Genomic DNA, 26283 nt, shown 5'->3' on the forward strand with positions numbered 1-26283 from the left:
CGGCCGCTCCTTCGCCGTACCCGGCGGGGTCCGCCGGGCGGACGGGATCAGCGGACGGACACCGCGGCGATCCGCGGCACCATCGCGGCCACCGTGCGCGCGGCCACCGCGGCGACGGTCAGGGCCGGCGGCACCCCGCCGGAGGAGCCGTGCAGCAGCGAACTGTCCACCACGTACAGGCCGGGGCAGCCGTGCACGCCGCCGTCCTCGCCGGTGACGAGGCCGAGGGGGACGCCGCCGACCACGTTCCCGCCGGTGGTGCCGACCCGGGCGAAGGCGGTGCTGCTGCCGGGGTTGGCGGCGTCCAGCCGGTCCAGGGTGTCCTGGACGGCCTTGGCCATGACGGTCACCCGCGGGTCGTCGACCGGCCAGCCGAGCACGACGTCGTCCCTGGCGGCATCGAACCGGAAGGTGCCCACCGCCGGTGACGGGCAGGCGCCGATGGTGGTGATCCAGCCCTCGCCCGCCGGGGCGTCCACCCAGGGGAAGTTGAGCAGGGACACGGGGGCGTGCGGGTTGTCCCACCAGTCCTGGACGAGGATCGCCGAAGGCCCGCCCTGCGTGGGGTTGTTCTCGGGCATGCCGGTCCGGGCGGTGATCACCTCGCTGTTGCCGACCTTGGTGCCGAGCGCGTCGGGCAGGGCGGGCAGCGCGCCGGCGGCCCGCGCGCGCATCAGCAGCCGGGTGGTGCCGAGCGTGCCGGCGGCCAGCACCAGCGTGCGGGTCAGCACCTCGTAGCGTTCCAGCACGGTGCCGCGTTCGTCGATCCGCTCGCAGGCCGCCGCGTAGCCGCCGGTGCCGTCCGGGCGGATCGCGGTGACCACCGTCAGCGGGCGGACCTCCACCCGGCCGGTCGCCTCGGCACCGGCCAGCAGGGTGCGGTCGACGCTGCGCTGCGCGCCGGAGTTGACACCGAAGAGGTTGAGCCCGGCCACTTCGGCGGCGACCCGCCGGCCCGCCATCTCCTCACGCACCACGTCCCAGTCGACGGCGAGGTCGACCCGGCGGTAAGGGATGCCGGCCCGGTCGAGCTGCCCGGCGAAGGAACGGGACGAGCGGTAGAACTCGGAGGCCCAGATGTCGTCGGGTACGGGGCTGCAGCCGATGAGTTCGCGGGCCTCCGGGTACCAGCGGGTGGTCATCTCGGTCTGGTCGAGGGCGTCCCCGAACGCCTGCCGGAACAGCTCGGGCGACGGTTCGACCATGGTGGCGTTGCTCAGCAGGGACGCGCCGCCGACGCCGGCCGCGGCGATCATGGTCAGGCCCTCGCCGTCCAGGGACTCCAGGACGCCGGTGTAGACGTCCAGCGTCCGGTCGGTCAGCGGGGAGCGTTCGCTGAGCCAGGCGGCGCGGCCGTCGAGGTCCCGCTGGGTGGCGAAGGTGTCGCCGCGCGGTGTGACGGTCCAGCGCCGGCCGCGTTCCAGCACGACGGTGCGCACTCCGGCCGCGGCCAGGCGTGACGCGGCGATCGCTCCGGCGTACCCGCTGCCGATGACGAGCGCGTCGGTACGGTGCTGCTGGTCTTCCACGGTGCGGCCTCCAGGGGCTCGGGGTCGGTCGGTCGGGAACTCAGGTGCGTTCGTGCAGGGCGCGGTCCAGGAGCCGGGCGGCATTGCGGGCCAGCGGCACGTCGTCCTCGGAGGCGACCATGCCGTGCTCGACGATGAGCCGGCCCACCCGGTTCGCGATGAGGGCGAACCGGAAGCCGGCGAACAGCTCGTACCAGCCGAGGTGTTCAGCGGTCTCGCGGGCGGCGGCCGCCGCGCCGGACGCGTAGCGCCGGACGGTCTCGGTCCTGCCGGGCAGTCCGGGCAGGCGGGGCGCGCCGACGCCTTCGCTGAGGTGGCGGTCGAACCACAGGTACCAGCCGAGGTCCGCCTCGCCCGGGCCCAGGAACGCCATCTCCCAGTCGAGCACGGCCGCGACGGCGGTGCCCGAGTACAGCAGGTTGCCCAGCCGGGCGTCGCCCCAGACGAGCCGGGGCGTCGCGGGCCGGGGCGGCAGCGCGGCGCGCAGCACGTCCAGGGCCCGCACGGCCACGCCCGCCCCGGGACCGTCGAAATGGTCCAGGTGGCGCTCGTAGAAGTCCAGTTGGGCGGTGAGGCCGGCCGGTGCGCGCAGTCCGGTCAGGCCCAGCGCGGCCGGGTCCAGCCGGTGCAGGCGGCGCAGGACGTCCACGCCGTTCGACCACACCGCGGCCCGTCCCCCGGCCGGCAGGTCGTGCAGCGGCCCGGCCCGGTGGTACGACGGCAGGTCCGTGGGGACCCACCCGTCGACGTGGGCCATCGCGTAGAAGGGCGCGCCCAGCAGGCCCGGGTCCGGCTCGTGGCCGAGCACCGCGGGCACGGGCACGTCGGTTCCGGCGAGCGCCGACAGGATCGCGTACTCGTCGTCGAGGTGCGAGACCGGCATGACGCGGTAGCCGGCCGGGGCGACGCGGACCACCAGACGGGTGCTCCGGGGCCGCCCGCGGTCGGTCCACTCGGCGTCCACCAGCAGGCTCTCGTGCGAGAAGCCGGCGCCCTGCGGGACCGTCACGGCGATGCGCGGCTCGCCGGCGGACGGCAGCCGCTCGGCGAGCCAGCCGGTGAGGCGCTTGCGGGTGAGCTCGGGATCGCGCTGCTGCGGTACGGGCATGGGCCGGCTCCTCACCGAACGCGGACGGGCCTTGCGGCGCCCCCCTTTCGGCCGCCGCCGATGATCGTCGCGCAGCGCGCTGGGGGCGCGGTGGGGCCGCGCTGAGGGGGTCACGGACCCCGGCGACCGGCGCACGGGCCGCCCTTCATCGCGCACCCATCACGGCCCCAAGAGCGGCTGCCAGCATCGGCGGCGAGGCGGCCGAACGTGCTCGCCGAACCCGCTCGATCGCCAGGCAGGAGGCCGGAGATGGGCATGGCACCACCCGTCGGCACCCATGTGGAGCCGCAGATGTTCCGGCAGGTGCTCGCCCATGTGCCGACGACCGTCACGGTGGTCACCGCGGCCACCGGCGACGGGCCTGCGGGGCTGGTCGTCGGGTCCTTCGTGTCGGTGTCGCTGCAGCCGCCGCTGGTGGGCGTGTTCATCGACGAGTCCTCGGCGAGCTGGCCGCCGATGAGCGGCTCCGGCTCCTTCACCGTGAACGTCCTCGCGCACGACCAGCAGGACCTGTGCGCCCGGTTCGCCCGCAGCGGCGGGGAGAAGTTCGCCGACCTCACCTGGTGGGAGTCGCCGCACGGCAACCCGGTGCTGCCGGGCACCACGGCCTGGCTGGACTGCCTGGTGCAGCAGGTGCAGAAGCTCGGCGACCACTTCTTCGCGGTGGCCGAGGTGGTCGGCCTCGGGGTCGAGGCCGGCCTCGCACCGATGGTCTTCCACTGCGGCTCGCTGCTCACCGTGGGCGACCTCGCCCCGTCCTCGCACCCGACTCCCGGAAAGGGACAGCCATGACGACCGCACATCCGCACACCCCGCCCCGGCGTGACGACGCCGGCGGCGACGGCCGGGTCGCGCTGATCACCGGCGCCACCAGTGGTATCGGCCTGGCCGTCGCGCGCACCCTGGGCCGGGCCGGCATCCGGGTCTTCCTCACCGCCCGCACCGCCGAGAACGTCGAGGCGACCGTGAAGGCCCTGGACGCCGAGGGCATCACCGCCGACGGCGTCGCCGCGGACGTCCGCCGGGCCGGCGACGTGCGCCGGGCGGTGGAGAGCTGCGTCGCGCGCTTCGGGCCGCTGGACATCCTGGTCAACAACGCCGGCCGCAGCGGCGGCGGGGTGACCTCCCAGATCAGCGACGAGCTGTGGCTCGACGTGATCGACACCAACCTGCACAGCGTGTTCCGGATGACCCGGGAGGCGCTGACCACGGGCGGCCTGGGCAGCAAGGCGTCCGGGCGGATCGTCAACATCGCCTCCACCGGCGGCAAGCAGGGCGTGGTGCTCGGCGCGCCCTACTCCGCGTCCAAGCACGCGGTGGTCGGCTTCACCAAGGCGCTCGGGCTGGAACTGGCCCAGTCCCGCAGCGGCGTGACCGTCAACGCGGTCTGCCCGGGCTATGTGGAGACGCCGATGGCCCAGCGGGTCCGCGACGGCTACGCGGCGGCCTGGGACACCACCGCCGAGGACGTGCTGACCCGCTTCAACGCCAAGATCCCGCTGGGCCGTTACAGCACCCCCGAGGAAGTGGCGGGCATGGTCGGCTATCTCGTCTCCGACACCGCGGCCTCGATCACCGCTCAGGCCCTGAACGTCTGCGGCGGCCTCGGCAACTACTGAGGAGGGAACCCCATGGCAACCGTTCACCACGCACAGCACACCATCACCGTGGCCGCCCCCGCCGACACCGTCTACGGCCTGATCGCGGAGGCCGCGCTCTGGCCGCGGGTGTTCCCGCCGACGGTGCACGTCGAGCAGAAGCCGCAGGGCGGCGGCTGGGAGACCATCCGGATCTGGGCGACCGCCAACGACGAGGTGAAGTCGTGGACCTCGCGGCGCAGGCTCGACCCGGCCGGGCGGACCATCGCCTTCCGCCAGGAGGTCTCGCAGCCGCCGGTCGCGTCGATGGGCGGCCTGTGGACGATCACCCCGCTCTCGGCGGACTCCTGCGAGGTGGTCCTCGACCACGACTTCACGGCGGTCGGCGACACCCCGCAGAACGTGGCGTGGATCGAGCAGGCGGTCGACCGCAACAGCGGAGCCGAACTGGACCGGCTGCGGGTCAACGCCGAACAGGCCGCCCGGATGCCGGAGTTGTCGCTGACCTTCGAGGACCGGGTGACCGTCCAGGGGTCGGCCGCCGACGTGCACGACTTCATCTGGGACGCGGCGGCCTGGCAGGAGCGCCTGCCGCACGTGCGGCGTGTCGTGCTCACCGAACCCGGTCCGGACATCCAGACGCTGGAGATGGACACGCTGGCGAAGGACGGCTCGCAGCACACCACCAAGTCCGTGCGGGTGAGGCTGGGTTCGGAGCGGATCGTCTACAAGCAGCTGCTCGTGCCCGCCCTGCTGACCGCGCACACCGGCGAGTGGATCCTGCGCGAGACGCCGGCGGGCCTGACCGCCACCTCCCGGCACACCATCGTGGTCGATCCGGACGCGGTCGCCGGCGTGCTCGGCCCGCAGGCGTCCGTCGCGGACGCGCGCCGGTTCGTCCGGTCGGCGCTGGGCGCCAACAGCCTGGCGACGCTGGGCCACGCCAAGCGGTACGCCGAGGAGCGCGCGGGCCTGTCGAAGGTCGGCTGAACCGGCCGACCCGCTGAGGGCGGTGCCCGGCCGGAACCCCGGCGGGCACCGCCGTCGCGCGCGTGGGCACGGGCCGCCCGGTGCGGTCAGGCCCGGCAGATCAGCGGACGGCCGCCGCCCCAGCGGGCCATCTCCTGGAAGACCGGCCCGGATCGGATCTGGTGGTCGAGCGGCCGGCCCGCCTCCTCGGCGTACGCCCGGTGCAGGTTGGCCACCAGGCGCTCGGGGTCGCGCAGTTCGGCGAACGCCCCCAGGTCCGCGCGGACGGCCGTCTCGTACGGGCTGAGGCCGTCCGCGACACCGCGCGCCGCGAGCCGCCGGACCCAGCGCAGATACTCCTCGGTGGCGTCCAGCACCTCCGGTCCCGCGACCGGCCCGTGGCCGCCGACGACGACCTCGGGGCCGAGCGCGCGCAGCCGTTCGACGGCCGCGAGCGAGCCGGACACCGATCCCATCAGGACGAACGGGGTGCAGCCGGGCAGCAGCACGTCCCCGGCGAACAGCACCCGGCGCTCCGGCAGCCACGCCACGGTGTCGCTGACGGTGTGCGCGGTGCCCAGGTCGATCAGCTCGACCCGCAGGCCGCCCACGTGCAGGGTCAGCCGCTCCTCGAAGGTGACGGTGGGCAGGACGAGTTCGAGGTCGCCCCACGGCGTCCCGGGCCACACCTGGCGCAGTGCCGTGCCCTTCTCGGCCATCACCGCCCGCGTGGCGGCGGAGGCGACGACGGTGGCGGTGGGCGTGAACAGGGCGTTGCCGAAGTGGTGGTCGCCGTGGTGGTGGGTGTTGACGACGATCCGCGGCGGGTCCGGCGCGAGCCGGGACGTCGCCGCCTGCAGCAGCCGGACGCGGGCCTCGGTCGCCGCCGTGTCGATCAGCGCCGGGGGCGTGGTGCCGTCACCGACGACGATGCCGGCGTTGCTGAGGCACCAGCCGCCGTCGGGCTGCACGAAGGCGTGCACTCCGTCGGCGACGGCCTGGGTGTACGGGGGGTCGGGCGCCGCCTGCCGCGCCTCCACGGCCGGATCGCCGGCCGCGGTCGTGCCTGCGGCGGCAGGGGGGTCGGCCGGGGTTGGGGGCGGGGTTCGGGTCACGGAAGCAGTCATGGCCCTACGGTCCCCGGCCGCGATGGGAGGACGTTCGTGCCCGGCTGGGCGGCCGCTCGTCTGCCCCGCCGCCAGGGCCGCCGAAGCGGCCGCCCCCATCGGGGCGCCGGGGCGCGGCGCCGCGCCACCGGGGCGCTGGGGGCGCCGGGGCGCCGGGGCGCCGGGTCGCCACCCGAGTCGCCGAGACAGCCGACCCCATCGCGCCGCCGGGGCGCCGAAATGGCCGAGCCCCGCCGGGCCACCGGGTCGCCAGGCCGCCCGTGCAACCGCCGCGCCGCCGCGCCATCGGGGCGCTGGGGGCGCCGAAACCGCCGACCCCACCGGGCCGCCAGGCCACCGCGCCACGGGACCGCCGGACCGCCGATACGGCCGACTCTCATCGCACCGCCGGGCCACCGGGTCGCCAGGCCGCCCGCGCCATCCCGCCTCCGGGTCGCCGAGACGGCCGACCCTCATCGAGCCACCGCGCACCGCGCACCGATGGCGCCGCGGCGCCGGAGTCGCGCAGACGGCCGAGCCCCACCGGGCCGCCGGGCCACCGCGCCGCCCGCGCAGCGGCCCCGGACGCGGGGTGGGTTTCCGCGGCCGGGGCCGTTGTCGCGTGGGCGGGGCCGCCCGGGGACGGGCGGGCCGCGGTCAGAGGGCCAGCACCACTTTTCCGTTCACCTGCCGGTCCTGGAGCCGGCGCAGCGCCGGGGCCGGGTCGGTCCAGTCGGCGACCAGCGCGACCTGCGGGTCGATGCGCTCGTCCGCCGCCATCTGGACCAGGAACGCGAGGGCACGGGCCACGTCCTGCCGGGTGATCTCGTCGAAGAGGTACACGTAGTGGATGCTGACGCCGGGCCGGGCCCGCCCCCAGTCGGCGGGCAGCCGCAGTTCGGCGCGGGCGGTGTTGCCGAAGCAGACCACCGTGCCGCCGGGCACGACGTGGTGGAACGCCTGGGTCAGCACCTCGCCGCCGCAGCTGTCCAGCACGACGTCGACGGGTCCGGTCGGCGCGGTGCCGTACAGGTCCACGACGTCCGCGCCGAGTGCCGCCAGGCCCTCGGTCCGCGCGGCCGAACCCACCCACGCGATGACCCGGGCACCCGCGGCGGCGGCGAGCTGCACCGCGATCCGCCCGACGCCGCCGGCCGCGCCGGTCACCAGGACGGTGCGTCCCAGCAGGCGGCCGGCGCGCCGCAGTGCGTAGAGCGCGGTCAGCCCGGCCACCGGCAGCGCGGCGGCGGCCGGCCAGTCCACGCCGTCGGGCAGCGCGGCGAGCCGGCCGGTGCCGATCGCGACCCGCTCTGCGAAGCCGTCCAGGTCGGCCAGGCCCAGCACCCGGGTGCCGGCCGCGGGACCGCCGCCGTCAGCTGCGGCGCGCAGCACCGTTCCGGCCACGTCCCAGCCGAGCCGGGAGCCGGGCGGGAGCCCGCCGATGACCGACAGTTCGCCGCGGTTCACGGCGACCGCGGCGACCGCCACCAGCGCCTGCCCGGGCCCCGGTTCGGGCTCGGGGACCGAGTCCAGCCGCAGGCCGGGCTCGTCGCCGGCCGCCGTGACGAGAGCTTTCACACCGCACCCCTCAATCCTCTTGTCGGATCACGTGGAAGCCGCCGTTGCCGCGCGGCGCTGCAACGCATACGGCACGCCTCAGGCGGCGGCGTTCAGCATGCCGTTGACCAGGTCCAGCAGTTCCCGCGGGGTGCCGCCGGGCTGCGTCGCCTCCTCTTCGAGGGTGATGTCGTAGGTGAGTTCGAGCTTGCCGACCACTTCGAGCAGGGCGAGCGAGTCGTAGCCGAGGTCGGCGAACGCCTTGTCGACCGCGTCGCCGTCGAGGCTGGGCACGTCGGCCCCCTCGCCGCCGGCCTTGACCAGCATTTCCTTGAGGTCGTCGATCGTGATCCGTGCCATGGGTGCGTCTCCTGTCGTGGATTGCGCGGGAATCAGGGTGGGCCCGCCGTCCCGCCGAACTCCGCGATCCCGCGGAACTGGTGGACTGCGGCGGGCTCGTGAACCCTGGCGGGCTCATGGACTCCGGCGGGCTCGTGCGCGGGCTGGTGCGGTTCGGGTTCGTGCGTGTGGCCTCAGGCCGCCCGGCGGACGACGAGCGCCGAGGTGAACCCGCCGGTGCCGCGGGCGAGCACCAGCGCGCTGTCCAGCGGGGCCTGCCGGGCCGCACGGACGAGGTCGAGGTCCGCCGCCGGGCCCGCCGGGTCGGTCACGTGGACGGTGGGCGGGATGACCTGGTCGCGCAACGCGAGGCAGGCCGTCGCGATGTCGAGCGCGGACCCGCCGGACGCCAGCCGGCCCACCATGGTCTTCGGCGCCGTCACGGGCACCGCGCCGGCGCCGAACACCTCGGTGATCGCCTCCGCTTCGGCCCGGTCGAGTGCGGGCAGCCCGACGGCGTCGGCGAACACCACGCCGATGTCGGCGGCGCGCAGCCCCGCGTCGTCCAGCGCCTGCCGGATGACCCGGGGCAGCGCGGGCGGGCGCCCGGTGTCCGGCGCCGGGTCGATGCCCGAGGAGTAACCGGCGACTTCGCCGTAGACCTGCGCGGCGCCCCGGGCGCGCGCGGCCGCGGCCTCCTCGACGATGAGGATCGCGCCGCCCTCCCCCGGCACCCAGCCGGCCGCCGCGGTGTCGAACGGCAGGTAGGCGCGGGCCGGGTCGTCGCCGGAGCTGAGCTGGCCGCCGGACAGGTAGGCCACCCAGCCCCACGGCGACAGGGCGCCGTCGACGCCGCCGGTCACCACGAGCGGCATGCCCTTGCGGATGTGCCGCCGGGCCTGACCGGTCGCGTCCAGCCCGCCGGCCTGCTCGGAGACCAGCACGCCGCTGGGCCCGCGCATGCCGTGCCGGATGGAGATCTGGCCGGTGTTGACCGCGTAGAACCACGCGAACGACTGGTACGCGCTGACGTGCTTGCCGCCGCGGCTCCAGAGCTTCTCCAGCTCGCGGTGGCCGAACTCGAAGCCGCCGTAGGCGTTGGCGGTCACCACGCTCATGCCGAACTCGTCCATCGCCGCCGGGTCGGCGCCCGCGTCGCCCAGCGCCCAGCCGGTCGCGGCGAGTGCCAGGCGGGTCATGTGGTCGGTCTGCGGCATGAGCCGGCCCGGGATGTGCGCGGCCGGGTCGAAGCCGGTGATCTCGCCGGCGAACCGGCAGGGGTAACCCGCGGGGTCGAAGCGGGTGATGCGGCGGATGCCGGACTCGCCGTCCAGCGTGGCCCGCCAGTAGTCCTCGATGCCCAGGCCGTTGGGCGCCGCGACGCCGAGCCCGGTCACCACGGCGGTGGCGGTCATGCCGGCCGCCGTTCGGGCCGGGCCAGCACCATGGCGCTCTGGAAGCCGCCGAAGCCGCTGCCGACGGTGAGCACGGCGTCGGTGCGGTGCTCGCGGGCGACCAGCGGCACGTAGTCGAGGTCGCACTCGGGGTCCGGCTCGTGCAGGTTCGCGGTCGGCGGCACCACGCCGTGCTCCATGGCCAGGGCCGAGGCCGCGATCTCGATCGAGCCGACGGCGCCCAGGGAGTGCCCGATCACCGACTTGATCGAGCTCATCGGGGTCCGGTAGGCGTGGTCGCCGAGGACCCGTTTGACGGCCGCGGTCTCGTGCCGGTCGTTCTGCTTGGTCCCGGAGCCGTGGGCGTTGATGTAGTCGATCGCCTCGCCGGCCATCCGGGCCTCGTCCATGGCGGCCCGGATCGCCTCGGCCATCTCCCGTCCGTCGGGCCGGAGTCCGGTCATGTGGTAGGCGTTGCAGCGGCTCGCGAAGCCGGCGATCTCGGCGTAGACGTGCGCGCCGCGGGCGCGGGCGTGGGACAGCTCCTCGAGGACGAACATCGCGCAGCCCTCGCCGAGCACGAAGCCGTTGCGGGTCCGGTCGAAGGGCCGGGACGCGTGCTCGGGGTCGTCGTTGCGCGGCGAGGTGGCCTTGATGGCGTCGAAGCACGCCACGGTGATCGGGGAGATCGGCGCGTCGGTCGCACCGGTGATCATGACGTCGACGGATCCGTCCCGGATGAGCTCCGCGGCGTGGCCGACCGAGTCCAGGCCCGAGGTGCAGCCCGCGGAGACCACCACGGCGGGCCCCTCGGCGCCGACCTCGCGGGCGACTTCGGCCGCGAACGACGACGGCACGAACCAGTCGTACAGGTGCCGCGAGCCGTAGTTGTGGTCCACCAGCCAGGACTGGCCGCCGTCGCTGACGACGGCGTACTCGCGGTCCAGGCTCATGGTGGCGCCGACGGCGCTGCCGACGGTGACGCCGGTGCGGTACGGGTCGACGTTCTCCAGTCCGCTGTCGGCGACGGCCTCGCGGGTCGCGACCACCGCGAACTGCGCGGCCCGGTCGAGCCGCCGGATCTGCTGCTGCCCGAGTCCTTCCGCGGCCGGGTCGAAGTCGACCTCGCCGGCGATCCTGGACCGGAACGGGGAGGCGTCGAAGAAGGTGATGGTGCGGGTCGCGGTCCGCCCCGAGGTGAGGGTGTCCCAGAAGGCCTTGGTGCCGACCCCGCCGGGGGCGAGCACGCCGATGCCGGTGATCACCACCCGGCGTCCCGACGCGGGCCGGAGCCGGCCGGCCGTTGCTTTGTCCGTCATTCCGCTGACCTTCCACTGCTGGCGTGTCGAGGATGGGTGGACGAGTGAGGGGGTGAGGGTGCGGGTGCGTGGTGACGTGCGGGCCTGCCGACGAGCCTGGGAGACACGCCTGGTGACGTGCTGGTGGCGCGGGCCACCGCCGCCGGTACCCCCCGCGGGTGGCGAGTCACCAGCTCAGGCCGCCGTTGACCTCCAGGACATGGCCGTTGACGTAGGCGGAGTCCTCGACGGCGAGGAAGAGCGCGGCGCGCGCGACGTCGTCGGCGCCGCCCGCCCGGCCGACCGAGATCTTTCCGCCGTAGTGGCTCCACAGCCGCTCGTTGCGGGCGAGTTCACGGCCCATGCCCTCGTCGATGAAGCCGGGGCTCAGGCAGTTGACGGTGATGCCGCGTGGCGCGAACTCCACGGCGGCGACCCGGGTGAACATCTCGATGGCCGCCTTGGACGAGGCGTACGCCGCGGATCCGCGCGCGACCCTGGTGGCCAGCGCGGACGACATCGTCACGATCCGCCCGCCGCCGTCCTTCTCCAGGTACGGCACGGCCTCACGGGCGCACAGGAAGGTACCGTTCAGGTTGGTGTCGATGACCTCCGCCCAGTCCTGCGGCGCCAGTTCGGCGCTCGGCCCGGGCCGGCTGACGCCGGCGTTGGCGACCAGCAGGTCGAGCCGCCCGTAGGCGTCGTACACGGTGCGCATCAACGCGCGCACCGAGGCGGGGTCGCGGACGTCCACCTGCCGGAACGCGAGGTCGCCCGCGCCGTCCGGCCCGGCCTCCCGCGCCGCGCACACGACCTGGCAGCCCTCCTTCACGTAGGCCTCGGCGATGGCACGTCCCAGACCCCTGGTGCCACCGGTGACGATGGCGACTTTCCCGGCGAGCCGCACGGTGTCCTCCTTCAGAGTGCGAACGGAGCGTTCGGAGTTCGGAGTTCGGAGTTCGGCGAGGAGCCCACCCACCGTAGGAACGCCCGTCGGTGCGCCGCTCGCCGCGCACTGGTATCCCGCTGGTCGCCTCCAGGGGCGCCGCCCGCATCCCGACCCCGGCCCCCTGTTGCGGTGTTACGGTCCCGCTGGGACATCCAGGCCGAGCCGAGGGCGCCAGGGGGGCCGAACGCCGTGGAGGAGTATGCGCGTGTGCACCAGGTGTGCGCCGACGTCCTGACCCACCGCCACGCGGGCGCCCAACGGTGCGCCCTGACCGGAGAGTTCATCGCCGCCTACGCAGAGCTGAACCACCTGCTGGCCCGTACCAAGGGAACGCTGCCCGGGGCCGTGTGGGCGGAGTGCGGCAGCGAACTGGAGCGCTGCACGGCCCTCTACCGAAGCGCGTGGGCCCGGTTCGTGGCGTTCGTCCCCGACGACTACCCGCATGGTGTGGACACGGCGCCCCCGTCGACGCTCGGGCCCGAGACGACCGAGGCGTTCCGGTCGGCGGCGAACGGACTCCGCGCCGTGCTCGCCGTCCTGCGTCGGGAGGCGCGCCGGCTCGGCTGCGAGAGCTGGACGAGGTGAGTTCCCGCTGAACGCGGGTGTGACGCCCTCCACGGGGGTGGGGAGGGCGTCACATGGGCGGGATCACGCACCAGGTCCGTGCATCATCTCGTGCGCAGGGGGTGTCAGAGGGTCTTGGTCTGGCCGCCGTCGACGAGGATCTCGGTCCCCGTGATGTTGGCCGCGAGGGGTGAGGCGAGGAACAGGGCCAGGTCGGCGATCTCGTGCGCCTCGGTGATCCGGCCCGAGCTGATGCCCATGTTCTGCGGCACGACCACGTCGAGCGCTTCCTGCGCGGTGGTGCCGGCGGCTGCCGCCGTGGCGTCGGCGAAGCCGCCCGGCGCGGTCCAGAACGGCGTGCGGACCGGTCCCGGGGCGATCGCGTTGACGCGGACGCCCTGAGGGGCGAACTCCTCGGACAGCGACTTGTTCAGGTTCGTCAGCGCGGCCTTGGCGGCCGAGTAGTCGGCCACCATGGGGAAGGGCAGCCGGGCGTTGATGGAGCTGACGTTCACGATGGCCGCGCCGCCGGCCGCGACCAGGTGGGGCAGCGCCGCGCGGCTGGCGCGTACGGCGCTGAAGAAGGTCAGGTCGAAGATCCGCTGCCACTCGGAGTCGTCGATCGTGAGGAACGACTCGCGCGGCTCGGCGGCGCCGACGTTGTTGACGAGGATGTCCAGGCGCTGGTGGCGCTCCACGGCCTTCCGGACCAGGGCCTCGGCGCCCTTCGCGGTGGACAGGTCCACGGACACGATGGTGACGTCGTAACGGGCGGCCAGGGCCTCCAGCTCGGGGGTGGCGGTGCGGCTGCCGGCCACGACCCTGACGCCCTCGACCGCCAGCCGCTCGACGACGGCCAGGCCGATGCCCTTGCTGGCTCCGGTGACGACGGCGACCTTGTCCTTGAGGTGCAGTTCCATGACCCTCTTCTTTCTGGATTGATCAATACATAATGACGATAGGCCAAACCGTGCCGAATTCGGCGCAAACGCGCCCGGCATCCGCTCACCGGAAACGGAAGGTCAGTCCAGGACGCGCATCGCCGTGGACAGGGCCTCCTCCACGAACTCCCGGCCCACGCGCGCCTGGCCGACGACGCGCACGCCCTGGATGAACGTGGTCAGGAACCGGGCCAGCCCCCTCGGGTCCTTCTCCGAGGAGATCTCGCCCCGCGCCTGCGCGCGCTCCAGCGCTCCGGCGAGCAGCGACTCCACCTGCCGGATCGCCGCCGTGACGCGGTCCTCCGCCAGGGGCTGATCGCCGCACTGCGTGGCGGTGTTGACCACCAGGCAGCCGCGCGCGGGGTCGGCCAGGTCCATCTCGACCAGGGAGCCGAGCACCTTGCGGACCGCGGGGCGGATCTCGCCGCCCTCACCCAGGGCCGTCTCCAGGTCGCGGCCCTGGAGGGAGACGTAGCGGTCGAGCGAGCGGAGGTACAGCTGCTCCTTCGACCCGAAGGCCGCGTAGAAGCTGCCACTCCCTATCGCCAGCTCCTTCAGCAGATCCGGCAAGGAGGTGTCGGCGTAGCCGCGGCGCCAGAACAGATCCATGGCGCGATCCACCGCCTGGTCGATGTCGAACTCCCTGGTGCGTGCCATGTCCCCCAGGGTAGCGCGCTTACTGGATTAGTCAATCCAGTAAGCGCCGGGTCACGTCGGATCGGCGACCGCCGGATCCCCTCCGCGCCGGCGTGCCGGCCGGGGACGGTGGACGAGCGGCCCGCGGCGGCCGGGGCGCGCCCTGAGGTGACGCGTCGGCGGCGTGGCACGGACACCGTCGCCGATATCGCGCCTACGCTCCGTCACTGTGGAGATCAGGGTGCAGGAGTCCGCCGCGTCACGGCGTGAGGCGACACCGGGGTGCCGCGCATGACGCGCACGAGGCTGTACCGGAACGGCGCCCTCGAGCTTGAGGACTTCCCCGTCCAGGACATCTCCGAGTACGTGGACAGCGCGGAGTGCACGGTGTGGCTGGACGTGCACGACCCCGCGTCCGCGGACTTCGACATGATCGCCGAGGAGTTCGGGCTGCACGCCCTGGCCGTCGAGGACGCCCGCTACGAGCATCAGCGGCCCAAGCTCGACACCTACCGTACGCACCTGTTCCTGAGCGCCTACGCGGTGACGACCGATCCCGACACCGGCGCGCTCGAGGCCACCGAGGTGTCCGCGTTCATCACCCCGAACGCCCTGATCACCGTCCGCAAGGGGAAGGCCTTCCGCATCCAGCCCGTCGTGGAGCGGTGGGACGACTCCGCCGACCTCGCCCGGCACGGCGTGGGGTTCCTGGTGCACGGGCTGGTCGACTACCTGGTGGACGGGCACTACGCCGCCGTCCAGGACCTCGACGACCGCGTCGAGCAGTTGGAGGACCTCCTCTTCGCGGACAGTCCCGGTGAGATCCAGGCGGTTCAGCGCGGGTCGTTCGAACTGCGCAAACGGCTGGTGCAGTTGCGCCGGGTCGTGCTGCCGATGCGCGAGGTCGTCAACTCGCTGATGCGCCGCGACCTGCACGTGGTCAGCGAACCGCTGTTCCCCTACTTCCAGGACGTCTACGACCACGTGCTGCGCGCCACCGAGTGGACCGAGTCGCTGCGCGACCTGGTGACCACCGTCATGGAGACCAACCTGACGGTCCAGGGCAACCGCATGAACCTGATCATGAAGAAGGTCACCAGCTGGGCCGCGATCATCGCCGTGCCGACCGCCGTCACCGGCTTCTACGGCCAGAACGTCCCCTACCCCGGCTTCGGCGCGCACTTCGGCTTCTGGACCTCCACCGGCCTCATCGTCGCGTTCTCCGCCCTGCTCTACGCGACGTTCAAGTGGCGGGACTGGATCTAGGGTCTCCCCGAGGGCCGCTCCCCGGGTCCCGGTCGGCCCGCGGGCCCGGTGGCGCCGGTATTCCGGCGGAGGTTTCGCACACGACTCGAACAGAAAGGTTTGGCGGCGCGCGTGACGCGGGTAAATTGAGCCGGACCAACGGGGGAAGAAGTTGGCCACCAAAAGCAAGCGATCCACTACCCGGTGTGATCATCAAGGGTTTCCAAAGGTTCACCGGCAACTCCCCCGCAGTACCCGCCGTTCCGCATTCCCGAAGCTATCCTGAGGCCGTTGTGACCAGGAGCGGGTGGCAACGGCCGGGTGCCTCGGTCACGCCTTGCCGGAGACCTCTTCACCATGAATTTCCGGTTTTCGTGCGAGGGGTGACGGTTGAGGCCGAGTACGCCGATGCGACCTGCGGGGCATCTTCGGTTCAACGTCCTCGGCCCGCTGGAGGGCTGGTGCGGCGAGGAGCGGCTGCGGCTCGGAGGCGTCATCCAGGAACGCGTGCTGACCACGTTGTTACTGGAGCCGGGCCGGGTCCTGCCGGTCTCCCGGCTGGTGGCCTCCGCCTGGGAGGACGAGCCGCCGGCCACGTCGTCCCACCAGGTGCGCAAGGCCGTCGCGGTGCTGCGGCAGCGCATCCCCCAGGGCGACCAGGTGCTGGTCACCGACGGCCCCGGGTACCGGGCCGTGCTGGCCGAAGGCCAGCTCGACCTCGTCGAGTTCAGCACCCTCACCAGCACGGCCAGGGACGCGGCGGCGGCCGGCCGCACGGGTGAGGCGGTCGGCGCGCTGCGCGAGGCGCTCGCCCTGTGGCGCGGCCCGGTCCTGTCGGGAGCGGGCGGTCCCGTCATCGAGGCCGCGGCGACCGCCATGGAGGAGCGCCGGCTCGCGGCCCAGGAGCAGCTCTTCGAGCTGCGGCTGGCGCTCGGCGAGGCCCCCGATCTGGTCGTCGACCTGCGGGAGTCCGTCGCCCGGCATCCCCTCCGCGAGACGCTGCGCGGCCAGTTGATGATCGCGCTGTACCGGTCGGGCCGGCAGGCGGAGGCGCTGGAGGAGTTCGCCCGGGTGCGCGAGCTGCTGGCCGAGGAGCTGGGGGTCGGCCCCGGCGCACCGCTCGCGGCCCTGCACGAGGGCATACTCCGGGAGAGTCCCGAACTCGCCGCTCCCCGGCCCGCGGTCGCCGCCCCGGCCCCACCGCCGCCGCCCCCCGCGGTGCCGCCGTGCATGCTGCCTTACGACGTGCCGGGATTCACCGGGCGCAAAAGGGAACTGCGGCAAATCCTCGATCTCGCGCACCGGGGCGGAACCCCCATCATCGCCATTGACGGTATGGGCGGCAGTGGAAAGACCTCCCTTGCGACCAGGGCCGCGCATCTGCTTTCCGCCGACTACCCGCAGGGCCAGCTTTATGTGGACCTGCGCGCGTACGCCGCCGAGGAGGATCCGGTGGCGCCGATCAACGCGATGGGGGCGATGCTGCGCGCCCTCGGCGTGCCGGAGGAACGCATACCCGACACGGCCGTCGGGCGGACGGAGCTGTGGCGGCGGGCGGTCTCGGGGCAGCGCCTGCTGATCTTCGTGGACAACGCGTCGAGCGCCGCGGACGTGCGCTCGCTGATCCCGGTGGGGACGTCCGGCTGCCTGCTGCTGGTCACCGCCCGGCGGCGCCTGTTCGACCTCGACGGTGCGGAGTGGATCTCGCTCGGCGTGCTGGCGCCGGAGGAGAGCGCGGACATCATCGCGGAGGCCCTGGGCGCCGAGCGGGTCGCGGGCGAGCCGCAGGCCGCCGCGGAACTGGCCCGGTTGTGCGGCCATCTGCCCCTCGCCCTGCGCATCGCCGTGGCCCGGCTCGGCAACCGGCCGCGGTGGACCGTGCAGTACATGGTCGACCGGCTGCGCGACGAGACCCGGCGCCTGGACGAACTCAGCGTGGGGGAAAGGAGCGTGGCCGCCACGCTCCGGCTGTCCTACCAGGCGCTCGACGAGGAGACCCGCGCCGCGTTCCGGCTGCTGGCCCTGCACCCGGGCAGCAGCATCGACGCGTACGCCGCGGGCGCGCTGCTCGGCGGCCCGGCCCGGGACGGCGAGGACGTGCTGGAACTGCTGCTGGACGTGCACCTCGTGCAGCAGCCGGAGATCGGGCTGTACGCGTACCACGACCTGGTGGGCACCTTCGCCCGCAGGCTCGTCGGGGGGATCGCCGAGGACGGCGTCGCGGCCGCCGTCGAGCGCGTGCTGGACTACTACTTCACGGTCACTGAACGGGCCTGCTCGACGCTCTTCCCGGGGCGGCGCGACATCGTCACGGGTCTCAAGGCCTCCGACGTCGACGTGCCCGACGTCCAGGACACCGATGCGGCCCGCGCCTGGTTCGCGCGCGAGCAGAACACGCTGATGGCGGTCGTCGGTCTGGCCGCGCACCGCGGGCACGACAGGTACGCCGTGTGCCTCGCGCGCAACCTCGCCTTCTACCTCAACGCACACGGCCTCCTGGACGACTTCGAGAGCGTGTGCCGCAGCGCGGTGGCCGCCGCGCGGCGCCTGGGCGACGACCAGCTGCTCGGGGTGAGTCTGGCCAACCTGGGCATCGCCTACTGGGAGTTGGGCCGCTTCACCCTGGGCATCGAGGTGGCCGCGGAGGGGCGGGACGTCGCGACCCGGATGGGCGACGTCGCGACGCGGGCGCACAGCGACAGCACCCTCGGCCTCTACAAGAGCCTGCTGGGGCGGTTCCCTGAGGCACTGGACCACCTGACGGCGGCGGTCGACGGCGAACGGGAACTGGGCCTGCGCAGGGCGGAGGCGGAATCGCTTACGGTGCTGAGCACCCTGTTCGAGCAGTGGGGCAGGTACGCCGAGGCCGCGACCGCCGCCCGGCGTGCCCTGCTCCTGTGCCGCGAACTCGGGCGGCACGAGAACGAGTTCGTCGCCACCGTCGACCTGGCGATGGCCCAGGCCGGTGTGGGCGACTGGGCCGAGGCCGAGGCACTCCTCGCCCGGGCACGCGTCATGTGCGACGACACGCGGGAGCCCGGCATGGTGGCCCTGACCATGGCCCTGTCGGCCGACGTCGCCGACCGGCTGGGGCATGCCGAGCAGGCCGGCGGGTACGCCGGGGCCGCGCTGGAGCACGCGGCGGCCAGCGCGTCGCCCCTGCGCCGCGTCAAGGTCGAGAACATGATCGGCCGGCTGTTCCACCGCCGCGGGCAGCACGCCGATGCCCGGGTGCTGCATCTGCGGGCGTGGGAGGGCGCCGCCGAACTGGGCTACCTGCCCGAGGAGGCCTACGCCCGCCTGGGGCTCGCCCATGTCTGCGAGGCCCTCGGCGATCCGGCGGCGGCCGGACACCTCGCCGTCAGCGAGGGGCTCTTCGCGGACATGGGGGTGCCGGCCGACCGCAGGCGCCGGTAGCCGCGGCGGACCCGTCCGGTGGACCGGCGGCTGCCGGCCCACCGGACGAGGTCAGTGGTGACGCGGCGGGCGCGGCGGATCCGCCGCGTGCGTCCCGCCCGCGGTCACTCCGCCTCGCCTGCCGGGGCGTTCAGCCAGATGCCCTTGATGCGCGGCCCTTCCGGCAGCAGCAGGACATCGACGCGGGCGGGACCCGACTCGTGACCGGCGACGTCGAGCAGACCGCGCACCGCGGAACGCAGCACGACCGTCTCGGCCTCGCCGGGCGGCGTCGGGTGCTCCCGCCCGTGCACCGGCCGCAGGGGCTCGACGGCGACGACGTCGTGCATGCCGTTGTCGCTGCGGGTGCGGATGCTGAAGAGCGGGCCGTCCGGCACGTCGTGGCCGGCGTAGGAACCCGAGGCTCTCGCGATCGCGACGTACTCGGCCCAGTGTTCGGCGTCGGCCATCTCGCCGAACGACGTGGCCGGTCCCACGGGGTCGTCGGGCCGGTCGGGTGCGCTGGTCATCAGGGGGCCTTTCTCGTAGGGCAGTGGTACACGGAGGCGCCAGCCTTGTCGGGAGGTGTCCCGCTTCGGTCCTGTTCCGGTCCCGGATCGTTCCCGGCGGGTTCCCGCCCGCCGGGGGGGTTGACGGTCGTCACGGGCTCCCGGGCGACGCGCCCGCGCAGGCGTGGACGAAGCCGGCGAAGCGGTCGAGGGCGTCGTCGACGTCGTCGGGTTCCAGGGCGCTGATCGACAGCCGCAGGGAGCGCAGCACGGGCCGGCCGTCGTAGAAGTGGTGCAGCGGCGTCCACAGCACGCCGTGCCGCGCCGCGGAGTACTCGAGGGTGGCGTCGGTCACCTCGAAGGGCACGTCGACCACCACGAAGAAGCCGCCGTCGGGCGTGTTCCAGGTGACCGGGGACGGAGCGGGGAAGCGTGCCGCCAGACCGTCGACGAGCTGCCGCAGATTCCGCCGGTAGACCTCCCGCACGTCCTGGGTGGCCCGCGCCAGGCTGCACCCGTGCTCCAGCAGCCACCCGCCCGCCACCGCCTGGCTCAGCGGCGCGGTGTTGACGGTGACCATGCTCTTGGCCTTGGCCAGCAGGTCGGCGAACAGCACCCGGTCACCCGGGCCCTGGCGGACCTGCTGGTCGGCCACGGCGAAGCCGATCCGGACGCCCGGGAAGACCGACTTGGACAGCGAGCCGAGGTGGACCACGCGCCGGTTCGTGTCCAGCGCCTTGAGCGTGGGCAGCCGCTGCCCTTCCAGCGGGAACAGGCCGTACGGGTTGTCCTCCAGCAGCAGGACGTCCTCCTGCTCCGCCAGGTCGAGCAGGGCGAGCCGGGTGGCCAGCGACAGCCGCAGGCCGGTGGGATTGGCGAAGTCCGGCACGAGGTAGCAGGCCCGCGGCCGCTGCCCCGCGGCACGCGCGCGGTGGATCCGGCGGCGCAGGTCGCCGAGGTCGACCCCGTCCGTGCCGCCCGCCACCGGATGCACCGGCAGGTCCAGCAGCCGCGCGGCACCGGTCACGCCGACGTACACGGGGTCCACCGCCAGCAGGACGTCCCGCTCGTCGCGCTTCAGCGCCCGCATGGTGAGCAGCAGCGCCTCCTGGCAGCCGGTGGTCACCACGATCGCCTCGGGGTCGACGTCCACGCCCTCGTCCACGCTCAGGTAACGGGCGATCAGGTCGTGGATGATGCCCTTGGTCCGGCCGTACTGCAGCAGGGCCCGCCGCACGTGCCGTTCGTCGTAGCCCCGCTCCTCCCGCAGGTGCGCGCAGTACGCGCGCAGCGCGCGGTGCACGTCCTCGACGTCGTAGAAGCCCTCGTACGGCGTCCCCGCCGCCAGGGACAGCGCCTCGGGATGGCGTCCCGCGACCTCGTTGAGGAAGGTCATGGCGGACAGCAGCGGGTCGGTGAGGGAGCCGTGCAGGCCGGACGCGTCCAGGTCGGCCCGCTCGGGCGCGGCGTCCCGCGCGGGCAGCGGCGGACGTACGGGTGCGGCTTCCGGCGCCGGCAGCGGCGGACGTACGGGCGCGGTCATCGCACGCTCCCCGCGGCCGTTGCCGGCACGGGTCCGCCCGTGGTGGCCAGTCCGGCCACCGCCGCGAGGTCCGGGCAGCCGGCCAGCGCCATCGCGTTGTGCAGTTCGGTGCGGAACAGGTCGAGGACGCGGTGCACCCCGGCCTGCCCGGCCGCGGCGAGCCCCCAGAGCACGGGCCGGCCGACGAGCACCGCGCCCGCGCCCAGCGCGAGCGCCTTGAGGATGTCGGTGCCACTGCGGATCCCGCTGTCGAACAGCACTTCGCACCGCCCCGCCACGGCGGCGGCGACCGCCGGCAGCGCCGTGATCGCGGGCTGCGCGCCGTCGAGCTGGCGGCCCCCGTGGTTGGACACCACGATCGCGTCCGCGCCCAGCCCGGCGGCGGCCGCCGCGTCCCGCGGGTCGAGGATCCCCTTCAGCACCAGCGGCAGCCGGGTCCGCTCCCGCAGCCACTCCAGGTCGCGCCACGAGAGCGAGGGGTCCACGAGTCCGGCCGTCTGGCTGGCGATGGCACTGACCCCGGTCCTGGCGGCCGCGGGCAGACCGTCCGCGGAACCGTCGAAGTGCGCCGCGCGCACGCCGTCGGGGAGCCGGAAGGAACCCCGCAGATCCGCCTGCCGCCGTCCCATCCGCGGTGTGTCCACCGTGAGCACCAGGGCCGAGCAGCCGGCCGACTCCGCCCGCGCCAGCAGGTCGGCGGTCACGCCGCGGTCCCGCAGCCAGTACAGCTGGAACCACGTCGTCCCGCCGGCGGCGGCGATCTCCTCGACCGGCACGCTGCTGAAGGTGCTGACGGTGAACGGCATGCCGGCGTCGCGGGCCGCTCGGGCGACGGCCAGTTCGCCGTCGGGGTGGAAGGCGTGCTGGTAGGCCATGGGCGCCACGGCCGCGGGGACCGCGCACGGGGCGCCGAGGAGCACGGTGGAGCTGTCGGTCGCGGAGACGTCCCTGAGCACGCGCGGCACGACGCAGATCGCGTCGAGCGCGGCCCGGTTCGCCCGCAGGGTCAGACCGTCCCCGGCGGCCCCGTTGACGAACCGTTCGATCATCGGCTGCAGCACGGCCGACGCCGGGCCCTCGGCGTCGGCCGGTGCGAGCAGGTCCGCGGGGAGGACGGCGGTCACAGCACGCTCTGCAGCGACGCGTCGCGTTCGGCCTGCACGGCCTCGTACAGGGCCCGGACGTTGCCGTTGCCGAAGGTCTCCGCGCCGATGCGCTCGACGACCTCGAAGAACATCGTCCGGCGCGGGTGCGTCGTCCGGGTGAAGATCTGGTACAGCTGGCCCGCGTGGTCCTCGTCGGCGAGGATGCCGGCGTCCCGCAGCGCGGCGATCGGGTGGCGCGTGTGGTCGAGGCGCCCGGGCAGGCGGTCGTAGTAGGTGTCGGGCGTGCTGAGGAAGGCGACGCCGCCCTCGGTCATCCACGCCGTCGCCTCGACGATGTCGCCGGTGGCGAAGGCCAGGTGGTGGACGCCGCCGCTGCCGTGCCGCTCGAGGAAGTCGCCGATGTGGCCGGCGTCGTGGTCGGGGCTGGGCGCGAGGACGGTGAAGGTGAGTTCGCCCGAGGGGCTGCGCACCGCCTTGGAGTCCATGGCCTCCTTGTCCTGCACCATCAGCTCCTGGTAGACGCTCTCGAAGCCGAAGACGCGCTCGTAGTACTCGGTGCTGGGGGCGAGCTGCCCGACGGGCACGCTGACCGCGACGTGGTCCAGGAGGGTCAGGCCGGGCGTGCCGCCGCGGGCCTCGATGCCGGGGGCGACCGGGCTGAAGCCGGGGAGCGGACCCGGCTGCGCGCCGTCGCGGGCCGGCGCCTGGACGAGGGTGTGCCGCACGTCGTCGAAGCCGGAGTGGAGGACCGCCGTGGTCCAGCCGCGGTCCTCGGACGGGGCGGTGTGCGGCAGCGCGGACCGGGACAGCGCGCCGTCGAAGGCGGCCCTGGCGTCGGAGGTGCGCAGGGCGATGTCGACGACGCCGTCACCGTGGCGGTCGAGGTACCCGGCCGCCGCGTGGGCGTCGTCCAGGGGCTGGGTGAGCACGAGCACGACGGCGCCCTGCCGTAGCGCCAGCGACCGGCTGCGGCCGCCGTGGTCGGTCCGCTCGGCCTCGGCGTGGACGTGGAAGCCGTAGCCGTCGGTGAACTGCCGGGCGACTGCGGTGACATCGGAGACGTACATCTCCGTGTGGCTGACGTGCAGATCGTCGAAGGCGCTGGTGGAGGGCATGGCGAATCCTCGTTCCTGGTGTGGCGACGGGGTGGTGGAGCTGCGGCGCGGGCCCGGTGACGCGGGCGGCGGGGCGGAGGGGGCTGGGCAGGCCGGGCAGATGACGGGGCGTCAGGTGCGCGCCATCTGCTCGGCGAGGCTGCGGGGACGCATGTCCGTCCAGTGCGCCTCGATGTAGGCGAGGCTGTCCGGCCGGCTGCCCGTGTCCCGGACGACCGTCCAGCCGGCCGGGACGTCGGCGAACGCGGGCCACAGCGAGTACTGGTGCTCGTCGTTCCTCAGCACCCGGTACTGGGCGTCGGGGTCGTCGAAGGGATTGGTCACGGCTGGTCTCCTGTCGGTGGGGCGGGGGTGCGGGCAACGGGGTCGGCGGTGCGGGCGGGCGGTGACCCGGGCGGCGCCGGTGACGGCGCGGGTCCCGGGGGCGTCACCGTCACGCGGGCGGGGTCATCCGCCCCAGGACGTGTCGTCGGCGGTGGGCTCGTGGGCGGTCGACGTGCGAGCAGGCATGGGTGACTCCCTGTCAGGGACGGCGGAACGTCGGTCGGGTGTACGGGGAAGGCGCGGCACACATGTGCCGCTCGGCCGGCGGCCGCTGAGCCGCACGGGCGGGCTCCGGCACGCATCCGGCGCGCATCCGGCGCTCTTCCCGCCGCGATTCAGGCTGCCAGCGCGGCCCCCGGCGGTTCCAGCCCTCGCGCCCTTCACCAAACTGCCGATCCGCGCGGTGTCCCCCTCCGGTCGTGCGCGGGTCGGAGGGCCCGGATTCCCGAGCCTTTCGGGCACATCGCTTCGGGGTGGCCGCCCGGCCTCGCTACTTTGCCCGTGATCCACCGCGACGCGGCAGGCGGCCGCGCACCGGGGACCACACGCGTGATGAGGGTCCTCGCCCTGCCGGGACCACAAGGCACGGAGGCTGACATGCAGCTCGGCGACACCCACGAGACACACGACCCGCTGCCCCGGGCCGACCTGCCCCCCTGGCTGGCCGACGACGAGGTCGCCCTGTACGGGTGGGCGGCGGTCCACGAGCACCTCGACCTGCGGGCCGCGGCACGTGACCTCGACGTCGAGCCGGACCGCCTGGCCGCCTCGCTGGCCGCGCTGGGCGAGCGCGGGCTGCTGCGGGTCCTGCCGGGCGAACCCCCGCGCATGCAGGTGGTGGACCCCGATCTGGCCGCCGAGGCCGTCATCATGCCGTTCGAGGAGACCATCAGGCGGCAGCAGGCGGTCCTGCGCGTCCTGCGGGACCACGTCGCCGGCCTGCGCCAGCACTACGTGGAGGGCCTGCGGGCCAGGACACCCGGGGCCGAGCTCATCCCCCGGCTCGACCAGGTGCGTGTCGCGCTCAACCGGGCCTCCGCGCAGTGCCGTTCGGAGATCATGACCAGCCAGCCCGGCGGCAACCGGGACCCGGAGGCGCTCGCGGAGGCGCTCGTGCGCGACACCGCGACGCTGGCCCGCGGGGTGCGGATGCGCACGCTGTACCACCACACCGCCCGGTTCAACGCCCCGAGCCAGGCGTACGTGGCGCAGGCCTCGGCGCTGGGCGCCGAGTACCGGACGGCGCACGAACTCTTCGGCCGGCTCATCGTCTTCGACCGCGAGATGGCCTTCCTCCCGGACACCTCGGGCGACTGGGGCGCCGTCGTCGTCCGGGAGCCGAACGTCGTGCACTTCCTCTGCGAACTGTTCGAGCAGGTCTGGACGCTGGCCCAGCCGTTCTCCAACGCGGCTGCCGACGGGCTCGAGATGATCTCCCGCGAGATCGACGGCAAGATCGTCAAGATGCTCGCCGCGGGGCTGAAGGACGAGACGATCGCCCGGCGCCTCGGCATCTCGCTGCGGACCGCACGCCGCCACATCGCCGACATCATGCAGTCCCTCGGCGCGGGGAGCCGCTTCCAGGCGGGCGTGCTCATGGCCTCGCGCGGCCTGCTGACCGAGGACCGTCCCGTCCTCGCGGACTGAGGCGCCGCACGGCCGCAACGCCCACGGGTCAGTCCTGGAGCCGGAGTTCGACGAGCGTGCAGGAGGCGTGCACCCCGGTCAGGGCATAGCTCCCGGGCCGGGCCATGTACAGCGCCTCGCCCGCGCGCAGCCGCACCCGGACACCCGCCGGGTCCGCGTCGCCCGCCGACGGGCCGTCCGCCGCCGGAACGCCCACGTCGTCCGCGGCCGGGCTGTCCGCTGCCGGAACGTCCACGTCGTCCGCCGCCGGGCCCGGTCCCGCGACCCGGCACTCGCAGGAGCCCGCGAGCTGGACCAGGACCGTGTCGTGCTCCAGCTCGCACGGCGCGGTGCTCCCGCCCTGCCCCAAGGCCCAGTACCCGGCGCGCACCGGGCGGCCGACGAACGTGCCGAGGCGGTCCGCCATCTCCCGCATGCGCGGGTCCGCGGGGCGCAGGACCGCGGAGTCGTCCCCGGCACGGCCGGCCCCCGCGTCCCCGTCCGGCGCGCGCTCGCCGTAGGGGTCCACGACGGCGCCGGAGCCGGCCGGCCAGACCATGGCCGGGCCGCCGGCCCGGTACGTCGCGACGCACAGTGCGATGTCGCGGAAGAACGCGTCGGCCTCTGAGTGCCGTGTCCGGGTGTCCACATCGATGCCCTTCGTCGTTGTCGGGGCCCGCGCGCCCAGCTCCGCGGGCGGGCGCGCGGGCGGCAGGCCGTGGACCCGGGCCGGCCGGCCCGCCACGGCCCGCCACGGCCGCGCCGACTCCCGCGTGCGGAACGCGAGTCGTCCGGCGGATGGGCGCGACCGTGGTGTCAGGTGGTGTCAGGTGAACCAGGCTGGCAGTGCGGGCCACCGCCCTCAATCCCCCGTCCCCCTCATCAACCGGCCGTTCCCGGCGCCGCCTTGCCGTCGGTCCGGTGCCCGTCCACGCACCCGCCGCGAAGGCCTGATGAGCGATGTCCCTTTGCGGCCATGGCCCTTAGCAGAGCGCGCCGGACATCTCCGCGCGAAATACGCCAGATCGAGAGAAGCTGAACGGGCTCTCCGGCGGCGGATGGGCGACCTCGCGCCGCAAATCCCCAGATGGCAGGGCGTGTTGGTGAGTCACGGGGCGGCCGGGGACCGCTCGGGACGGCGGGGCTGGGAATGCCCGTGGTGGCCGTGGCAGCATCCAAGCCGTCTCTGAAGGGGCCAGCGCCGCACGGGAGTCGACCGGCTACAGGAAGGGCCGGGCCACCCCGTCGCGGACCCCCGCGCCCCTCCGCCCTGCCGGGGCCTGACGGCGACGGACGCCGGCCGGCCCGCGCGGCCGGTGCGGCGTCCTGCCGTGGCGCTCCGCGACCGCGCTCCCCCTCCGCACCTCCCCCGTCCGCACCTCCCCGGTCCGCACCTCCCCCTCCCCTGCGCACCTCCCCCTCGCGAACGCG

Annotated in this window: 23 protein-coding genes; 7 read left to right on the plus strand and 16 right to left on the minus strand. The window is 74.2% G+C overall.

All coding sequences use genetic code 11. The features are described from left to right. Positions 1 to 47: 47 nt before the first annotated feature. Both BMW99_RS02610 and BMW99_RS02615 read right to left on the minus strand, forming a co-directional pair. A complete protein-coding gene (locus BMW99_RS02610; RefSeq protein ID WP_069462698.1) occupies positions 48 to 1529 on the minus strand; it encodes an FAD-dependent monooxygenase in 1482 nt (493 codons plus the stop codon). A gap of 40 nt (positions 1530 to 1569) precedes the next feature. Continuing rightward, positions 1570 to 2637: a phosphotransferase family protein gene (locus BMW99_RS02615; RefSeq protein ID WP_075016140.1), complete on the minus strand. Its 1068-nt coding sequence runs from the start codon at positions 2635 to 2637 to the stop codon at positions 1570 to 1572. 255 nt (positions 2638 to 2892) lie between these two features. Here BMW99_RS02615 and BMW99_RS02620 point away from each other — a divergent pair, with 255 nt between their 5' ends. From BMW99_RS02620 to BMW99_RS02630, 3 genes are read left to right on the plus strand one after another with little or no spacing between them, the layout of a single operon-like run. Beyond that, a complete protein-coding gene (locus BMW99_RS02620; protein ID WP_177226048.1) occupies positions 2893 to 3429 on the plus strand; it encodes a flavin reductase family protein in 537 nt (178 codons plus the stop codon). Then, positions 3426 to 4256, plus strand: a complete 831-nt coding sequence (locus tag BMW99_RS02625) for an SDR family NAD(P)-dependent oxidoreductase (RefSeq protein WP_069463325.1) — start codon at positions 3426 to 3428, stop codon at positions 4254 to 4256. Before BMW99_RS02620 ends, BMW99_RS02625 begins: the two co-directional genes overlap by 4 nt. Before the next feature lie 12 nt (positions 4257 to 4268). After that, positions 4269 to 5225, plus strand: coding sequence for an aromatase/cyclase (locus BMW99_RS02630; protein WP_069463324.1), 957 nt, complete (start codon positions 4269 to 4271; stop codon positions 5223 to 5225). 86 nt (positions 5226 to 5311) lie between these two features. On the opposite strand, the gene BMW99_RS02635 is transcribed toward BMW99_RS02630, so the two are convergent. The 6 genes from BMW99_RS02635 to BMW99_RS02660 form a co-directional block, all read right to left on the minus strand. After that, complete coding sequence (locus tag BMW99_RS02635; protein ID WP_079175898.1) at positions 5312 to 6331, minus strand: MBL fold metallo-hydrolase; 1020 nt, start codon at positions 6329 to 6331, stop codon at positions 5312 to 5314. Positions 6332 to 6967: 636 nt separating this feature from the next. Then, on the minus strand, positions 6968 to 7888 hold the full coding sequence (locus BMW99_RS02640) for a zinc-binding dehydrogenase (protein ID WP_075016142.1): 921 nt from the start codon (positions 7886 to 7888) through the stop codon (positions 6968 to 6970). 78 nt (positions 7889 to 7966) lie between these two features. Next, positions 7967 to 8227, minus strand: a complete 261-nt coding sequence (locus tag BMW99_RS02645; protein WP_069463751.1) for a phosphopantetheine-binding protein — start codon at positions 8225 to 8227, stop codon at positions 7967 to 7969. Between the two features lie 173 nt (positions 8228 to 8400). Then, a complete protein-coding gene (locus BMW99_RS02650) occupies positions 8401 to 9621 on the minus strand; it encodes a ketosynthase chain-length factor (RefSeq protein WP_069463750.1) in 1221 nt (406 codons plus the stop codon). Beyond that, positions 9618 to 10919 carry a beta-ketoacyl-[acyl-carrier-protein] synthase family protein gene (locus tag BMW99_RS02655; RefSeq protein ID WP_069463749.1) on the minus strand — a complete coding sequence of 434 codons (1302 nt, stop codon included), beginning with the start codon at positions 10917 to 10919 and terminating at the stop codon, positions 9618 to 9620. Before BMW99_RS02655 ends, BMW99_RS02650 begins: the two co-directional genes overlap by 4 nt. Positions 10920 to 11085: 166 nt before the next feature. Beyond that, positions 11086 to 11805, minus strand: coding sequence for an SDR family NAD(P)-dependent oxidoreductase (locus BMW99_RS02660; protein ID WP_069463748.1), 720 nt, complete (start codon positions 11803 to 11805; stop codon positions 11086 to 11088). Positions 11806 to 12054: 249 nt separating this feature from the next. Between BMW99_RS02660 and BMW99_RS02665 the strand changes: the two genes are divergently transcribed. Next, positions 12055 to 12432 carry a hypothetical protein gene (locus tag BMW99_RS02665; RefSeq protein WP_069463747.1) on the plus strand — a complete coding sequence of 126 codons (378 nt, stop codon included), beginning with the start codon at positions 12055 to 12057 and terminating at the stop codon, positions 12430 to 12432. Between the two features lie 104 nt (positions 12433 to 12536). Here the strand turns inward: BMW99_RS02665 and BMW99_RS02670 are convergent, their stop codons facing one another. Both BMW99_RS02670 and BMW99_RS02675 read right to left on the minus strand, forming a co-directional pair. Beyond that, positions 12537 to 13331, minus strand: a complete 795-nt coding sequence (locus tag BMW99_RS02670) for an SDR family NAD(P)-dependent oxidoreductase (protein ID WP_069463746.1) — start codon at positions 13329 to 13331, stop codon at positions 12537 to 12539. Between the two features lie 102 nt (positions 13332 to 13433). Then, complete coding sequence (locus BMW99_RS02675; RefSeq protein ID WP_069463745.1) at positions 13434 to 14009, minus strand: TetR/AcrR family transcriptional regulator; 576 nt, start codon at positions 14007 to 14009, stop codon at positions 13434 to 13436. A 270-nt stretch (positions 14010 to 14279) separates the two neighbouring features. Between BMW99_RS02675 and BMW99_RS02680 the strand changes: the two genes are divergently transcribed. Continuing rightward, on the plus strand, positions 14280 to 15254 hold the full coding sequence (locus tag BMW99_RS02680) for a magnesium transporter CorA family protein (RefSeq protein WP_069463753.1): 975 nt from the start codon (positions 14280 to 14282) through the stop codon (positions 15252 to 15254). A 387-nt stretch (positions 15255 to 15641) separates the two neighbouring features. Further along, complete coding sequence (locus tag BMW99_RS02685) at positions 15642 to 18650, plus strand: AfsR/SARP family transcriptional regulator (protein ID WP_075016143.1); 3009 nt, start codon at positions 15642 to 15644, stop codon at positions 18648 to 18650. Between the two features lie 104 nt (positions 18651 to 18754). Here BMW99_RS02685 and BMW99_RS02690 read toward each other — a convergent pair whose 3' ends face one another. From BMW99_RS02690 to BMW99_RS02710, 5 genes are all read right to left on the minus strand, one after another. After that, a complete protein-coding gene (locus BMW99_RS02690) occupies positions 18755 to 19159 on the minus strand; it encodes a hypothetical protein (protein ID WP_069466708.1) in 405 nt (134 codons plus the stop codon). Positions 19160 to 19289: 130 nt separating this feature from the next. After that, the gene (locus BMW99_RS02695; protein WP_079138955.1) at positions 19290 to 20681 is read right to left on the minus strand and encodes an aminotransferase-like domain-containing protein; all 1392 of its coding nucleotides are present in this window, start codon (positions 20679 to 20681) and stop codon (positions 19290 to 19292) included. Next, positions 20678 to 21805, minus strand: a complete 1128-nt coding sequence (locus BMW99_RS02700; RefSeq protein ID WP_069466709.1) for an alpha-hydroxy acid oxidase — start codon at positions 21803 to 21805, stop codon at positions 20678 to 20680. Before BMW99_RS02700 ends, BMW99_RS02695 begins: the two co-directional genes overlap by 4 nt. Beyond that, positions 21802 to 22902 carry a 4-hydroxyphenylpyruvate dioxygenase gene (gene hppD / locus BMW99_RS02705; RefSeq protein ID WP_075016144.1) on the minus strand — a complete coding sequence of 367 codons (1101 nt, stop codon included), beginning with the start codon at positions 22900 to 22902 and terminating at the stop codon, positions 21802 to 21804. Before hppD ends, BMW99_RS02700 begins: the two co-directional genes overlap by 4 nt. Positions 22903 to 23013: 111 nt before the next feature. Further along, positions 23014 to 23226, minus strand: a complete 213-nt coding sequence (locus BMW99_RS02710; RefSeq protein WP_075016145.1) for an MbtH family protein — start codon at positions 23224 to 23226, stop codon at positions 23014 to 23016. Between the two features lie 597 nt (positions 23227 to 23823). On the opposite strand from BMW99_RS02710, the gene BMW99_RS02715 reads away from it, so the two are divergent. Next, positions 23824 to 24873, plus strand: coding sequence for a helix-turn-helix domain-containing protein (locus tag BMW99_RS02715; RefSeq protein WP_079139135.1), 1050 nt, complete (start codon positions 23824 to 23826; stop codon positions 24871 to 24873). Positions 24874 to 24901: 28 nt separating this feature from the next. Here BMW99_RS02715 and BMW99_RS02720 read toward each other — a convergent pair whose 3' ends face one another. After that, positions 24902 to 25501: a hypothetical protein gene (locus tag BMW99_RS02720; RefSeq protein WP_141726614.1), complete on the minus strand. Its 600-nt coding sequence runs from the start codon at positions 25499 to 25501 to the stop codon at positions 24902 to 24904. Between the last annotated feature and the right edge of the window lie 782 nt (positions 25502 to 26283).

The sequence above is a fragment of the Actinacidiphila rubida genome, from assembly GCF_900110255.1.
Lineage (GTDB): Bacteria > Actinomycetota > Actinomycetes > Streptomycetales > Streptomycetaceae > Actinacidiphila > Actinacidiphila rubida.